14 protein-coding genes, 1 tRNA gene and 1 riboswitch are annotated in these 13,081 nt (G+C 60.6%); of the genes, 10 read left to right on the forward strand and 5 right to left on the reverse strand.

Translation table 11 applies throughout. The features are described 5' to 3' along the window. Nucleotides 1-16 precede the first annotated feature (16 nt). Together HV765_RS12340 and HV765_RS12345 are read left to right on the forward strand one after the other, a co-directional pair. Nucleotides 17-448 carry a MerR family transcriptional regulator gene (locus HV765_RS12340; protein WP_054422320.1) on the forward strand — a complete coding sequence of 144 codons (432 nt, stop codon included), beginning with the start codon at nt 17-19 and terminating at the stop codon, nt 446-448. Nucleotides 449-681: 233 nt separating this feature from the next. Next, nucleotides 682-758, forward strand: a tRNA-Pro gene (locus tag HV765_RS12345). 255 nt (nt 759-1,013) lie between these two features. Here the strand turns inward: HV765_RS12345 and HV765_RS12350 are convergent. After that, nucleotides 1,014-2,069, reverse strand: a complete 1,056-nt coding sequence (locus HV765_RS12350) for an eCIS core domain-containing protein (RefSeq protein ID WP_175169845.1) — start codon at nt 2,067-2,069, stop codon at nt 1,014-1,016. A 399-nt stretch (nt 2,070-2,468) separates the two neighbouring features. Here HV765_RS12350 and HV765_RS12355 point away from each other — a divergent pair, with 399 nt between their 5' ends. After that, the gene (locus HV765_RS12355; RefSeq protein WP_175169846.1) at nt 2,469-3,215 is read left to right on the forward strand and encodes a PIG-L deacetylase family protein; all 747 of its coding nucleotides are present in this window, start codon (nt 2,469-2,471) and stop codon (nt 3,213-3,215) included. A 191-nt stretch (nt 3,216-3,406) separates the two neighbouring features. Here the strand turns inward: HV765_RS12355 and HV765_RS12360 are convergent, their stop codons facing one another. Next, complete coding sequence (locus HV765_RS12360; RefSeq protein ID WP_054422317.1) at nt 3,407-3,628, reverse strand: hypothetical protein; 222 nt, start codon at nt 3,626-3,628, stop codon at nt 3,407-3,409. 261 nt (nt 3,629-3,889) lie between these two features. Between HV765_RS12360 and HV765_RS12365 the strand changes: the two genes are divergently transcribed. After that, nucleotides 3,890-4,642 (forward strand): hypothetical protein, encoded by a 753-nt coding sequence (locus HV765_RS12365; RefSeq protein ID WP_175169847.1) that lies wholly within the window; start codon nt 3,890-3,892, stop codon nt 4,640-4,642. Nucleotides 4,643-4,750: 108 nt separating this feature from the next. Beyond that, nucleotides 4,751-5,587, forward strand: coding sequence for an alpha/beta fold hydrolase (locus tag HV765_RS12370; protein ID WP_175169848.1), 837 nt, complete (start codon nt 4,751-4,753; stop codon nt 5,585-5,587). Nucleotides 5,588-5,746: 159 nt separating this feature from the next. On the opposite strand, the gene HV765_RS12375 is transcribed toward HV765_RS12370, so the two are convergent. Beyond that, nucleotides 5,747-6,136, reverse strand: coding sequence for a hypothetical protein (locus tag HV765_RS12375; RefSeq protein WP_175169849.1), 390 nt, complete (start codon nt 6,134-6,136; stop codon nt 5,747-5,749). Between the two features lie 98 nt (nt 6,137-6,234). Beyond that, a riboswitch (yybP-ykoY riboswitch) is annotated at nt 6,235-6,411 on the forward strand. Nucleotides 6,412-6,413: 2 nt separating this feature from the next. On the opposite strand from HV765_RS12375, the gene mntP reads away from it, so the two are divergent. The 4 genes from mntP (at nt 6,414) to HV765_RS12395 (ending at nt 9,983) form a co-directional block, all read left to right on the forward strand. Continuing rightward, on the forward strand, nt 6,414-6,977 hold the full coding sequence (gene mntP, locus HV765_RS12380; RefSeq protein WP_054422313.1) for a manganese efflux pump MntP: 564 nt from the start codon (nt 6,414-6,416) through the stop codon (nt 6,975-6,977). Nucleotides 6,978-7,128: 151 nt separating this feature from the next. After that, on the forward strand, nt 7,129-8,043 hold the full coding sequence (locus tag HV765_RS12385) for a PhzF family phenazine biosynthesis protein (RefSeq protein WP_175169850.1): 915 nt from the start codon (nt 7,129-7,131) through the stop codon (nt 8,041-8,043). 318 nt (nt 8,044-8,361) lie between these two features. Beyond that, on the forward strand, nt 8,362-8,796 hold the full coding sequence (locus HV765_RS12390) for a GNAT family acetyltransferase (protein WP_175169851.1): 435 nt from the start codon (nt 8,362-8,364) through the stop codon (nt 8,794-8,796). A 167-nt stretch (nt 8,797-8,963) separates the two neighbouring features. Beyond that, entirely contained in the window at nt 8,964-9,983 is a 1,020-nt protein-coding gene (locus tag HV765_RS12395) for a TRAP transporter substrate-binding protein (protein ID WP_175169852.1), read from the forward strand. A 4-nt stretch (nt 9,984-9,987) separates the two neighbouring features. Here the strand turns inward: HV765_RS12395 and HV765_RS12400 are convergent, their stop codons facing one another. Both HV765_RS12400 and HV765_RS12405 read right to left on the reverse strand, forming a co-directional pair. Continuing rightward, a complete protein-coding gene (locus HV765_RS12400; protein WP_175169853.1) occupies nt 9,988-10,941 on the reverse strand; it encodes a M14 family metallopeptidase in 954 nt (317 codons plus the stop codon). Nucleotides 10,942-10,951: 10 nt separating this feature from the next. After that, complete coding sequence (locus tag HV765_RS12405; RefSeq protein WP_054422308.1) at nt 10,952-11,950, reverse strand: Bug family tripartite tricarboxylate transporter substrate binding protein; 999 nt, start codon at nt 11,948-11,950, stop codon at nt 10,952-10,954. A 146-nt stretch (nt 11,951-12,096) separates the two neighbouring features. On the opposite strand from HV765_RS12405, the gene HV765_RS12410 reads away from it, so the two are divergent. Then, nucleotides 12,097-12,972 carry a MurR/RpiR family transcriptional regulator gene (locus tag HV765_RS12410; RefSeq protein ID WP_175169854.1) on the forward strand — a complete coding sequence of 292 codons (876 nt, stop codon included), beginning with the start codon at nt 12,097-12,099 and terminating at the stop codon, nt 12,970-12,972. Nucleotides 12,973-13,081 lie beyond the last annotated feature (109 nt).

A 13,081-nucleotide genomic window follows, 5' to 3' on the forward strand; every position in this document is an offset into this window, starting at 1 on the left:
GGCATAAAATTCGCTTATGACACGTACTGAATCCACCGTTACCCTACCGCCCATTCCCGCCAAGCGTTACTTCACCATTGGTGAAGTCAGCGAGCTGTGTGGCGTCAAGCCTCACGTCTTGCGGTACTGGGAACAGGAATTCACGCAGCTCAAGCCGGTGAAGCGGCGCGGCAACCGCCGCTACTATCAGCACCACGAAGTGCTGCTGATCCGCCGCATCCGTTCCTTGCTGTACGAACAAGGCTTCACGATCAGCGGCGCTCGCAATCGCTTGGGCGATGCGCGCGATATGCCGCACGATCAAGACGCCGCCGTGCGTTTGTCGGGCGCCGAGATGCAAGCCTTGCGCAACGAACTCGGCAACGTTTCGACGATGCTTGCCGATGCTTTGGGCTTGCCTGCCAACGTGTCCGCCAACGCAAGCAGCAACGCCAGCACCACGGCTTGAGCGCGTTGATTTCCTCGTCGTCCAAGATGGTTTGATTGATCGCAGTACCCGCAACGCGCGTTGCTCTTGAAGCCATGCGCATTGCACACCGCAGTACGTTGCGCCTCGCGCGCCGCTTTGCATGACGTTAGTGCAAGCGACGAACACGAGGCGCAAATTTTTTTGAGTATTCAGCACTTTTTTTGCACCAATGCGTGCAAACTTATTTTTGTTCTGCTATACTCTTTTTCTTTCGGGGCGTAGCGCAGCCTGGTAGCGCACTTGCATGGGGTGCAAGGGGTCGCGAGTTCGAATCCCGCCGTCCCGACCAGCAATACCCTAAGGGGGTTAGTGATGAAAATCACTAACCCCCTTTCTCATTTACGCGACTTTTGTGTGACGTCTTCTTCACTCGAATCGCCGCCTCCGCGTCGTCAACGCAGGAGTGCACCTGCTGCTTGCTGCAAGACGGTTGGCAAACTCCGTCAGCTTGGCCAGTGCCGCCGACGAACGTAGCCTCGCTGCTTGCGGACGACGGACCTATCCACATCGTTCAGTACGACAAGCCGCTCCTGACCCTAAAGCTCTATTTGCAGACGTACCCGTAAGGTTGCCCACTTGGCCCACACATTCCAGGGCAAGCTACCAAAATGACTTGCTGGCTCATGCATTGAGGTTCATATGCTGTGAAGTTCGGAGTAGACCCCCAACACCCACACATCTGCATGGTGAACCCAGATCCTAATAACGCTGCGCGGACTGGCTGCGGTGCTTGATTTGTTGGCTGGGTCGACGAGCTTTGCTGCGGCGGGATGATAGCCCCCGTCGCCGCCCCACGCGGCGTATTGCACCAGCATGGAGTTCCGACCGGGACGTTGCGATCCACATCGCAAGCGGTGACCGCAGTGCTGCACATTGAGGAAAGCTGAGTTTGGGGAAACTCGTATACGGGTCGATCAATCCGCGGGGCCGGAATAACACCTGTTGGGGCCATGAAAGTGCGCGATGTGTTACGTGCGGCTACCCAGGCCATGTAGCGTTGTTCAGCTTCATACGCAACTGTTTCCACAGAATTGTGATTTCTCACATAGCGAATGGCAAAGTCTCGAAGACCCCAGTCTTGATATTGCTGAACATGCGTAAGCTCGTGTGCCCACAGCACGGGGTTAAAAAATGCATCGTTTTGGTTGGCGAAAACGATGACGTAATCTAGCGTAATTGCTGCTGCGTCACCATACCGAATCGCGTTGACTTGAATGGATAAGTCTCCCCCTCCGCCGACCCGAAAGCGCGCAATGTTCAAGATATGATCCGGGATGTACCCGCTGAGATTCTGCCGAATGGCGGGCGGTATCGGAGAGACGCCTGAGCGCAGGGCGTCATCTCGAGATCTTGCAATGGCTTCTTGGAGCAGAGGGGCGGTTGCTTGAGTCAGGCCTTCGTTCACCACTTTCGACCCGCCTTCCTCGACATCTTTGTACAAAGGAAGATTGTCTTTTATCCCGGCGTGAACTTGGTCCAATGCGGTGCCAGCTCCCGGTGCCACGTGGTTGATGATATCTCCCAGCAGTCCTCCCGCAGATACTGGCCCCCACACGATGCAACAGTACAGTAGTGCCGCAATCTTGCATGTGCTGTTCATGTGGCCACTCCTTTTGTGATGGCTTTTTCTGCTTTCTCATATGCCGGCTCTATGCGGAGCGTCGAAGAGGTATAGACGGTAACAAACGGACAAAACAAGAGCCGTCTGCTCCGGCGTAGTTTGACTATTCCTATTCGTCAGGCTGCTTTTGCACTACAGCCACTGCTGCTGCGCTTTTTCGAATCGGCATGACGCATCAACGATTGCGAACCTCTAGCAGTCGTCTGCCACGAGCGGGGATGCTGGGAAATGTCATGTATACGGTTGTGGAGAGCTCCGAGATTTTGGTCTGTGAGGCCATTTCGTGGGTGCTTTTGCACGGGCGCAATGGCTCGAAGGATCGAACGTGGGAATGTGCCTTGCTACAGCACCTCACCGATGCCTCTATCCCACAATCGAATGCCCTACGATCTGAATCTCTCCAACGCGGCCTTTAGCCCCATGGTCCCGAATGGGCCGCTCGTCATCATTTCGCCTCACCTCGATGACGCGGTGTTCAGCTGTGGCAGCTTGCTTTCTCACAGTGCCGGCAGCACCGTTGTGACGGTCTTTACCGGGGTGCCGCACGAAGGGGGAATCCTTACTGAGTGGGATCGAGAATGTGGCTTTCTTAGTGCGGCAGAAGCCATGCGTGCGCGTGAAGCCGAAGACTGCCGCGCGCTGGAGGCCATACGCTGTTGCGGGCGTTCGTTGGGGTTCATTGACTGCCAGTATCTTGAGCATCCCGATCACGCCATGCCGGCGCTGATGGAGTCTCTGCTGAGTACCGTGATCGACTTGGCGCCGGGCAGGGTGGGCATTCCGCTTGGGCTCTTCCATGGAGATCATCTTCGGGTCAGCGAGGCCGCGCTACGCGTCAGGCAGCTCCTGCCTGACATTGCCTGGTTCTTCTACGAAGACGCGCCGTACCGGGCGCATAGCGGCGTTGTGCAAGCGCGTCTGGTGCAGCTGTATGGCCGGGGCATGGTGTTGACGCCTGCGTGCGGCCAGGCCGATTTAGGCAGCAAGGAAGTGGCCATTGCGGCCTACGCGTCGCAGCTGAAGGCGTTCAACGGAGTGCCGGACGACCTGCGCAGGCCAGAGCGTTATTGGCATATCGAGGCGGATGTCCAAGTCCCCAGCCACGCTTTGCCTGAAGGCTGCTGACTGGAAGGTCGGTATCAAGCCGGACATGTCGCCAACCCGCTCATCAAAAAAACGCCCCGCTAAAAAAACTGAACTGACCCCAAAGGTTGGACGGGTGTCCAACTTTTGGGGTGCAGTTCAAACTCGGGGGCGTTTTGTATGCCTGCACGTGCAACATGGGCGATGGCCCCGGACGTGTCCAACGATGCGGATCACTCGCTGATGTGATTGACCTTGATGGAGTTCGGGTCAATGCCACCCAGGCGGAGTCGTGCATCGATGTCTTCGTCTTGACCCGCCGATGCGGCAATGTCAGGAAGATCCAGCTTGTTGGCCAGTTCCCGCTTGGCCTGAAGCGTGCTTGACGCATCGCCGTCAAGCAGTGCAACACCATCGGAACCATCGGTCTTTTTGAAGCTGATCTGGGTTTTCATCTCGCCTCCTGTTGTGCGGGTGATCCGCAGATAAACCGTAGCACATCGATGAAAGCCGGCGGGGAGGGTGCAATTAAGCCTTAGGTCTTAGCCCTTAGTGCTGGTCCGATTCAACGCCAATCGCTAGCAGCCGCTCTTCTTCTCGCCCATTGCGGCGCTGGTGGGCCGGTAAGGTATATTCTTCGCGGATCATGTTGGGAGCAGGCAAGTCGGCCCCCGATGTGTCAGCCCAAGAACCTATCCACCAGACCAAGGAATACCGTGTCGAAGCCACTTGCGGCGGGTCGCTTTTTTGCTGAGGCGTTCGGTGTCATCCGGCAGCAAGGCCGACGCATGGTGGCCGCTGCGCCATGGTCGTTCGGCCTCTTTGTGTTGAGCTTGCCGTTTGCCTTGCTGGTGTCACGGTCGTTCGGGTCAATTCAATACGCGTTTCTTGTGCTGGCGCTGGTCAACATGATCGCGTTGGCGCGCATGACCTTTGCCTGGCACCGCGTGATTGTGTTGGGCGATGCCGTGGATACGGGGGGCGGAGGCAACGCCGAAGCAAAGCATCTGGCGTTGCTGATGCTGTTCATCATTGTGGCGGCGGCAGTGCTGCGAGCGACGGCCGACATGCCGATCATGATTTATTTTGCGATGGGCGGGGTGGGCGACACCCGCTTCTTCGTCACGCTGTTCGGCATCCTGGCGGTGCTGTGGGTGCCGATGCTGTATGCGGGCTCTATATACGCGCTGAGCCTTCCGCGCGCCGCGGTGGCGGGCGAGTATGGCTTCCGGGAAGCGCGCGCGGCGATGCCGTTCAAGCGTTGGCCGCTGGCCGCCGCGTTGTTCGCGCTGATCCTGTCAGCGGGCCTGGCCAAAGTCATGATGCTCAATGTGGCGAACCGCTTGAAGGTATCGGACATTGCGTATGGTGTGTTGTTTCTGGCATTCACCATCATCATGACGCTCGTCGTGACCGCGATGTGCGCCGTTGCGTATCGGGAATCCACACGTGGCGTGAAGGCGGCGTAGCGGCTCTGTTCGGTCGCCACGTTTGTCGTCGTCCGCGTGCGATTGCTGCGCCGGATTGTCTGCGCGAAGGGTATATTTTCGACTTCGCCATTCCTTTCACCTTGCCCCATGAACACGCTTCGTCATCAGATTCCATCTGGCCGTGCGATGTTGGCGGCCGAGACCGCCGGTAGCGGAGACCCCGTCGTTTTTCTGCATGCCGCCATTTGTGATCGGCGCATGTGGCAGGCGCAGATGCGCGCGCTCAGTTCTAGCAATAAGGTGATTGCTTATGATCGGCGCGGTTTTGGGCAGACGCATAGCGCGCCGGAAGATCATTCCGCCGTGGCGGACCTGATGGCGGTGATGGATGCCTTGGCGGATGGCAAGCCTGTGATTCTGGTGGGTTGCTCGCAAGGCGGGCGCGTGGCGCTCGACGCCGCGCTGCTGCACTCGGATCGTGTGCGCGGGCTGGTGTTGATTGCGCCGACGGTGCCGGGCGCGCCTGACTTGGCCCAACCCGCCGCCATTCAAGAAGCGATGGCTACGTTGAAGCAAGCCGAATCCGCTCGCGATCTGGATCGCGTGAACGCGTTGAAGGCGCGTCTGTTCCTGGATGGTCCGCTGGAACCCGAGGGGCGAGTCGAAGGCGCTGCGCGCCAGCTTTTTCTTGAGATGCACGCGGGCGTACTGCGGTCGCCACCGACCGGGCCGAGCGTCGACCACTTGCCGACGTATCAACGTTTGAATGAGATCAGGGCGCCGTCCATGGTGATGTGGGGATGCAGTGACTTTCCCAACATTCAGGCGCGCAGCCAGCGGGTGGCGTCGATGCTGGCGAACGGTAGTGGACATGAGCTCACGGACACCGCCCATTTGCCGAGTCTGGACCGGCCGGACGAAGTGACGGATTTGCTCGTCACGTTCATCCGGCGTATGGCTGGCAACGTTGCGGGCGCAGCGTAGCCGCTGCGCTGCGTATCAACGCTGGGTATCTGGGCTGCGCATCAAGCCTTCTTATCAACGCTGGGTATCTGGGGTGCGCATCAAGCCATCGCATCAACGCCGGGTATCTGAGCTGCGCATCAAGCCTTCGCATCAACGCAGCGTTTCACTGCTCGACGATCAACGCTTCCGGCTCGGTCGTTTAGGCGCTGGCGTCAGCGGGTCGCCCACATGCGTGGCGAGCCAGTGTTCGATCTTGTCGTCGCGCCGGGCGGCCCAATCCTTGCCCAGTTCCAGCACCAGCATGTTGCGCGTGTCGCCGTAATCCTGGCCGGGTTCCTTTTGGAACATTTCCTTCCAGATCTCTGAGGCAACCAGATCCGTCGTGAGCAGCACGCCGATGCCTTTGGCGTCGATCCACAAGGGCGCGGCACGTTCGTCGACGTGCTTCTTCAGGTTTTCAAGCAGCTTTTGGGCGAGTGAGGCGTTGTCTTTCGATGCCGCGATCAGGACCAGATATTGACGGTGGTCGATGGCGGGTTCGTCGGAGTCGCCAAAAGGGTTTTCCATGGTGCATTCCTTCCGGGTAAGTCTGCTTCGGGCCGCGAGGGCGGCGCCGTGGTACAGGGTACTCGACCCGCGCGCTGGCAAGCGCGTTTTGGTACACTTCGGCCATCTTTGGGGAGTAGCCTGCTGTCAGCCGCGCTGACAGGGTTTGCGTCAACATTCTTGACCTTTCGGTCATGGCGCAACGGCCGATTCGGCTTGGCGAGACCACGGACTATTCCATAGCCTTGTCCGGGCGATATGGAAAGTCTGTGTGTGTCGCCCGGACGGAGCCACCCCCGTGAACCCCCTTTCCACCCTTATCCTGGCTTTTGCCATGTCGACCGACGCGTTTGCCGCCGCGGTCGGCAAGGGCGCAGCGCTGCACAAGCCGCGCCTGTCTGAAGCCCTGCGCACCGGTGTCATCTTTGGCGTCATCGAAGCGATTACACCGGTGATCGGCTGGGCGCTCGGTTCCGTCGCGGCGACGTTCGTTGCCGATTGGGACCACTGGATTGCGTTCTGTATGCTCTGCGTGCTCGGTGCGATGATGATCCGCAACGGCTACAAGGACGATCCCGAAGAGGCCGCGCCGGTTGTGCGCCATTCGTTCTGGCTGCTGGCGGCCACAGGCTTTGCCACCAGCATCGATGCGATGGCGGTGGGCGTCAGCCTGGCCTTCATCGAAAACAACATCTGGATCACGGCGGCGGCGATTGGTCTTGCGACCATGCTGATGGTGACGATCGGCGTGATGGTCGGCCGCTTGGTTGGCAGCGTGGCGGGCAAACGTGCAGAGATATTGGGCGGCATTGCGCTGATCGGTATCGGGGCCACGATCCTGTACGAGCATCTGTCGGCTTGATGCGGGTGACGTGACGGCAAGGCGCCCGCAAGCGCCTTGCTGGGTCAGCCCGGCGGGCTGTTATGGGAAAAGTCCTTCCGTTCTGTGTCTGTTGGCTGCGCCATGGTGTCCGCATACTCGTCTCATTCAACCAGAAAGAGAGACGCTTCTCATGCGCTACCGTTACGTCACCGCCGATGTGTTCACCAGCCAGACCTATTGCGGCAACCCCTTGGCAGTTGTGCTGGATGCCCAAGGTCTGGATACCGCGCAGATGCAACGCATTGCCCGTGAATTCAATTACTCGGAAACCAGTTTCGTGTTGCCGCCGAAAGACCCGGCGCACACGGCCTGGGTGCGGATCTTCACCCCGGATCGCGAAGTGCCGTTCGCCGGGCATCCCAACGTTGGCACTGCTGTGGTGCTGGCGCGCGAAATGATCACCGCTGGCCATCCGGCCCCGGACTCCTTTGTGTTTGAAGAGGCCGCAGGCCTGGTGCGGATTGCACTGAAGTCGGGCGCCAAGGGCGTCGACAGCGTCGAGCTGCTGGCGCCCCAACCGTTGTCGCGCGCAAGCGAGGTGTCGGCGGCGGCGTTGGCGCGGGCGCTGAAGCTGCAGGCGTCTGACATTGATACGTCAGAGCACGCGCCGCAAGTGGTGTCGGTGGGGCTGATATTCCTGGTTGCGCAACTGGCCAGCCGCGATGCCTTGCGCCGCGCGTCGCCAGATTCGCAGGGCTATGCGGCGTTGCTGCCGTTGGACGGGGCAAAGTCCATCTACGTCTACACGACGGACACGGCCTCGGATACGGTGGATGCGCCCACCGACATTCAGGCGCGCATGTTCACCGGCCGCATGACGGAAGACCCGGCAACGGGCAGCGCAACCGCGGCGGTGACGGCGTTGCGCGCGGCGTTGCGTGGCGAAGGCATGCTGCGGCTGCGCGTGGGCCAGGGCGTGGACATGGGCCGCGCCAGCTTGTTGCTGGCGCACGCCGAACCGCGTGCCGATGGCGTGTGGGCGGGTGTGGCGGGGCAAGCCGTTGTGGTCATGGAAGGAACCTTGCCGGCGCCGTCTTTGATCTGATTTCCATCTTGCCGGCACGGTTTTTGACCTGATCGCATTCTTGCCGGCGGCGCGGGCCCTCGTGTATGCTTGCCCGCATGAACGAACTGCAATCCGCACCAAAATTCGCGCCGGCATGCCGCGCGGACAACCGACGAGTCACTCGACGTCTACGTTGAGTGGCAAGTCACGTTCAGGCGCTGAAACTTCGGCGCTTCCTCTTGAAGGCCACGATACCCCTCGTGGCCTTTTTGTTTTCACGTCCGTTGGCGCTTCATCCTTCGGCGGCTATTGAGGGGAATCTTCCGGCCTTCGTTTTCCTACGTTAAGGAACGAAGCATGACCCAACAAGCACTGGCCGTCCGGCCCTACCATCCCTCAGACGAGGCCGCCCTCATTCAGTTGTGGCGCGACTGCGGCCTGACTCGCCCGTGGAACGACCCGGTGAAGGATGTCGCGCGCAAGCTCACGGTGCAGCCCGATCTGTTTCTGGTGGGCGAGGCGGATGGCGTCATCGTGGGCACGCTGATGGGCGGCTACGACGGTCATCGGGGATGGATCAATTATCTGGCCGTGTCGCCCGCACACCAGCGGCGCGGCTACGCGACGGTGCTGATGCGTGCCGTCGAACGAAAGCTGCTTGAGATGGGCTGCCCGAAGATCAATTTGCTGATCCGCTCGGGCAATGCCGCCGTGCAGGGCTTCTACGAAAGCCTGGGCTTCTCGCAGGACGAGGTGATCAGCTTGGGCAAGCGCTTGATCCCCGATCTTTGATTGCCATGCGGGCGTCGGATGCGCGTGATTTAGTCCGACACTCTTGCATGAGATCGCGGCTTGGTCCTACAAACGGGCTTGCCGTCTGGTGAGGCCGTTTGATCCTGAGCACACTCCGTTGAATTGACCTGGGCAGGGGCCTGGGAAATGACACGGGGTTGATGATCATGCGGGGTTCGATTCAAGGCTGGCGCTGGGGCGCTTTCATCCTGCTGGCGCTTGCCGGGATGTCAGTGCAGGCGGATACCGTCCGGCTCAAGATGTCTCACTTTCTTGGGGCCAACAGCTTTTTCCAGGTGGACCTGGTGGAGCCCTGGGCGCGCGAGCTGGAACGCAAGACGGGCGGCAAGGTGCAGGTAGAGGTGCTGAACGCCAGTTCGCCGTTGGGTAACGTGCGCAAGCAGGCCAGTCAGGTGCAAAGCGGGGAAGTGGATATTGCGCTTGGGTTGCGCGGCGCGGAAGGCGACCGCTTTCCACGCAGCGCCATCGTCGAATTGCCGTTCGTGGTGGCGGACGCGGGCAGCGGTTCCAAAGCGCTGTGGCGGCTGTATCAAGAGGGCGTGCTTGCCGAGGAATACCAGGGCTTCAAAGTGCTGGCGCTATTTGTGCACAACCCGGGGCTGGTTCACACCAAGGCCACGCTTGTGACTGAGCCTGCCGACTTGAAGGGCTTGCGCCTGCGTGCGCCCAACGCCACGGTCGCAATGATGCTTGAGCATGTGGGCGCCGTTCCGAAGTTGCTGCAACCCGACGAGATCATTCCCGCGCTACGCGCCCATCAATTGGACGGCATCGTCACGAACTGGGGCACGCCCATTGCGGGCTTCAACGACGAAATGACGCGGCATACGGCGGTGCCGTTCTATGCCTCTGCCTTCTTCATTGTGATGAAGCAGTCGCGCTTTGACGCGTTGCCTGCGGATGTGAGGCAAGCGATCGACAGCCTGTCTGGCGATGGGCTGGTGGCGCGTTTCGGGCCGCTATGGAATCAATGGGACCAGCCCTTTCACGATGGCGCACAGGCGCCGGGCAAAGTGATTTTGCGTCCGGACGCAGCGTTGCTTCAACGGTGGAAGGTGGCGCTGCATCCGGTGTCGGATGCGTATGTCAGCCGGCTCCAGGCCCAGGGCTTTGCGAACGCACGAGAAGTGTACGAACGCTTGCTGGCGGAACCGGCTGGACGCTGACGGCTTAGATTGCCACGGTCAGGTAGACGGCTTCGCGGCCCACGATCGGCATGCGCGTGGGCATGAAGATCGTGCAGTTGTCGCACGGCGAACGAATTTCTTCGGTGCCGTTCATGGCGATCAGCTCGTCTTTGTTGAAGGTCTCGAAACCGATGACAGGGCGCGTGAAGCGGAAGTCTTCGGACTTCACCATGTGCACTTCCAGCAGGCGGTAGCGCTGCGGAGCGGGAGGCGGTACGGCATCGGCGGGCGTGTCGATCAGGCCCGTGTGAGCCAGGAAGCGCAGGGTGACGTCGGTGGCAAGGTCGGCCGCAGACTTCGCGAAGTGCTGGCCGCATTCCACCACCAGCGCGCCGCCGCTATCGGAGTCGGGATCACCGTGGTGACCGTAGCCCATGACGCCCGTGCCAGGGAACTTGTGCTGTGGCATGACCAGGTGCACTAGCGGCGCGCCGACGGCTGCGGCAAGCGCCGTGTTGCGGTCCATCTCGTTATAGACCCAGAAGGGCTGCACCGGCGCACGGGTAGAGTGAATGTCCAGCACGAAATCGGCGGCGTCCAGCACCGGGCGCAATTCACGCGCGCGTTGCAGCTCGGGGCTGTCTTCGGCGCCGTCCAGCATGGCGGCGGACCAGATGCGGTTCAGGTTGTGAACCAGTTGGCGGTTTTCATAAGGCTGGTTGATGTCGAAGGCCTCGTAGGCTTCAACGTGCGCAAAGCTGACAGTCAGTGTGCCGATCTTCGGCCGCACGCCCGTGTCCAGCAGGTGCGTGGCGGCGACCATGCCACAGATCTCATTGCCATGCGTGATGGCGTTGATCAGCACGTGGGGGCCTGGCACGCCGGACTCGAAGCGGTGCACGTACGGAATGCCGGTGTTGCCTTCGCGGTAGGCGGAGAGGTCGCGCGGCAAGACTTCAAGCGGCGCGGTGTCGGGTTCAAAAGCAGGATTTTGCATGGGATGGGGCCTATTCTGGGCGGATGCCGGCGCGGTCGATCAGGTCTTTATACAAGGCCAACCGTTCGGACATCATGGAGGTGAACTGTTGCGGGGTCTGGTCTTCGGGGGGCAGGGCGCCAGCCTTTTCCAACGCTTGCGGCATGCCGTCCTGGCGGGCCACCGAGCGCACGGCGGCCAGCAGTTTTTGGATGATGTCGTCGGGTGTGCCGGCGGGGGCGGCCAGGCCAATCCACGACATGGAGTTCAATACCGGATAGCCCAGTTCTGCGAAGGTGGGCACATCGGGCAGCGCGTCCAGGCGTTTGGGTGCAGCCACCGCCAGTGCACGCATTTTGCCTACCTGGATATGCGGCAGGAACGGCGCCAGGTTGTCCAGCGCAAATTGCGCCTGGTTGGACAGCAGGGCATTGATCAGCGGCGCGCCGCCGCGGTACGGCACGTGCATGGCCTGCACCTGCACGGTGTTTTTCATCAGCTCGGCGTTGAGCTGCCCCATGCTGCCGATGCCGGCGGTGGCAAAGTGCAGTTCGTCGGGGCGCGCTTTCAGCAAAGCGACGAATTCCGCGAACGTCTTGGCCGGAACGTCGATGTTGGTGACCAGCACATTGGGCGTGCGGGACAACTGCGAAATCGATGTGAAGTCTTTGATCGGGTCGTAGCCCAAATCGTTGCGCATCAGCGGGTTGGCCAGGTGCGAGCTTTGCGACGACGCAACCAGCGTGTAGCCGTCGGGTTTGGCGCGGGCGACGCGTTGGCTGCCGATGGCGCCGCCTGCGCCGTCGCGGTTTTCAATGATGATGGTGGTGCCCAGCGCCTTGCCCAATGCCTCGGCGTAGATGCGGCCGATCAGGTCCACCGAACCGCCGGCAGGAAACGGCACAACCAGCGTAATGGGACGCGATGGGTAGGCATTGGCGCGCGCGGCCAGGGGCAGCAGGGCGGCGCCTAGGCCGGCAAGGACGAGGCTACGGCGAGCCAGCGAGGGCGCCGCGATGGGGTGCTTCATGAAACTCTCTTGTGATGGCAATCTGTTTGGACTATCTTGCAATACGCATTGCAGAATGAAATATAAGATGCAATGAATTTTGTGGAATTTAGGGTTATCACCTAGGTTCGTCTTTTGTCCTGTTGCAGCGCTATGTTGCCGCTACCATGAATCTGAACCAACGCATCGCCAGCTACGGCAAGAAACTCAGCAAGACGGAGTGCCTGCTGGTCGAGGAAATGCAGGCCCGCTATCCGCAAAGCCTGCTGGAATCCGCCACGGCATTGGCCAAGCGGGTGGGCACGAGTGCGTCAACGGTGGTGCGCTTGCTGGCCAAGCTGGGGTATGACAGCTATCCGCAGGCGCAGATGGAGGCGCGCTCTGAAGTCACGGCACGTCTGGCCTCGCCGGGCGAACGCGCGGATGCGGTGGGCGCAGACAACTTGTCGGCCAGGGCCTGCCTGCACAACGCATTGCTGCATGACCAGCACAATCTGCAAGAGACGTTCGCATCGATTGACGTAGCGGCGTTTGAGGCGGCGGTGCGTGTGTTGACCCAGCGCAAGGCGCGCGTCCACGTCCTGGGTCTGCGGCAAGCGGCGCCGCTGGCGAGCCACGCGGCGCTGTACCTGAACCTGTGCTTGCCGTCCGTGCGGCACATGGGGGGCGCAAGCCCGATGTTTTTGGAAGACGAGTTGCTTTGGGTGGACGACAACGATGTATTGTTGGCGTTCACGTTCAGGCGCTATTCAATCGCCACTGCCAACGCGGTGAAGGTGTTCCGCGAGCGGGGCGGCAAGGTGCTGTTGGTGACCGATGCGCCGTCGGCGCCGGCCGCTGCGTCGGCGCATCACGTGTTGATCGCGCGATGTTCCAGCGCGTCGCCGTTTGATTCCTACACCGCGGCGTTTTCGGTCTGCAACGCGCTGCTTGCTGCGGTTGCCCAGCGACGCAAAAAAGAACTGGGTGCGGCGCTGGAAAGAGGCGAAGGCTTGTGGGAGTCGAAGTGGATTCGGCCGATGGGAGATGCGCAGGGTTTTTGACTGCGATTGAAAAATCGGCCAAAAGTGCCTGAATTCAGGCCGATTTTGATGTCTGCAAGATGCATGTGTACTAGACGAGTTAGTGCCTGATTACCCGCTAAAAGCATTG

It is taken from the genome of Achromobacter kerstersii (genome assembly GCF_902859595.1).
Classification (GTDB): Bacteria; Pseudomonadota; Gammaproteobacteria; order Burkholderiales; family Burkholderiaceae_B; genus Achromobacter; species Achromobacter kerstersii.

Coding starts and splice junctions, on each gene's coding strand:
- HV765_RS12340 (WP_054422320.1), top strand. CDS start 17: ATGACACGTACTGAATCCACCGTTACCCTACCGCCCATTCCCGCCAAG.
- HV765_RS12350 (WP_175169845.1), bottom strand. CDS start 2,069: ATGAACAGCACATGCAAGATTGCGGCACTACTGTACTGTTGCATCGTG.
- HV765_RS12355 (WP_175169846.1), top strand. CDS start 2,469: ATGCCCTACGATCTGAATCTCTCCAACGCGGCCTTTAGCCCCATGGTC.
- HV765_RS12360 (WP_054422317.1), bottom strand. CDS start 3,628: ATGAAAACCCAGATCAGCTTCAAAAAGACCGATGGTTCCGATGGTGTT.
- HV765_RS12370 (WP_175169848.1), top strand. CDS start 4,751: ATGAACACGCTTCGTCATCAGATTCCATCTGGCCGTGCGATGTTGGCG.
- HV765_RS12375 (WP_175169849.1), bottom strand. CDS start 6,136: ATGGAAAACCCTTTTGGCGACTCCGACGAACCCGCCATCGACCACCGT.
- HV765_RS12385 (WP_175169850.1), top strand. CDS start 7,129: ATGCGCTACCGTTACGTCACCGCCGATGTGTTCACCAGCCAGACCTAT.
- HV765_RS12390 (WP_175169851.1), top strand. CDS start 8,362: ATGACCCAACAAGCACTGGCCGTCCGGCCCTACCATCCCTCAGACGAG.
- HV765_RS12395 (WP_175169852.1), top strand. CDS start 8,964: ATGCGGGGTTCGATTCAAGGCTGGCGCTGGGGCGCTTTCATCCTGCTG.
- HV765_RS12400 (WP_175169853.1), bottom strand. CDS start 10,941: ATGCAAAATCCTGCTTTTGAACCCGACACCGCGCCGCTTGAAGTCTTG.
- HV765_RS12405 (WP_054422308.1), bottom strand. CDS start 11,950: ATGAAGCACCCCATCGCGGCGCCCTCGCTGGCTCGCCGTAGCCTCGTC.
- HV765_RS12410 (WP_175169854.1), top strand. CDS start 12,097: ATGAATCTGAACCAACGCATCGCCAGCTACGGCAAGAAACTCAGCAAG.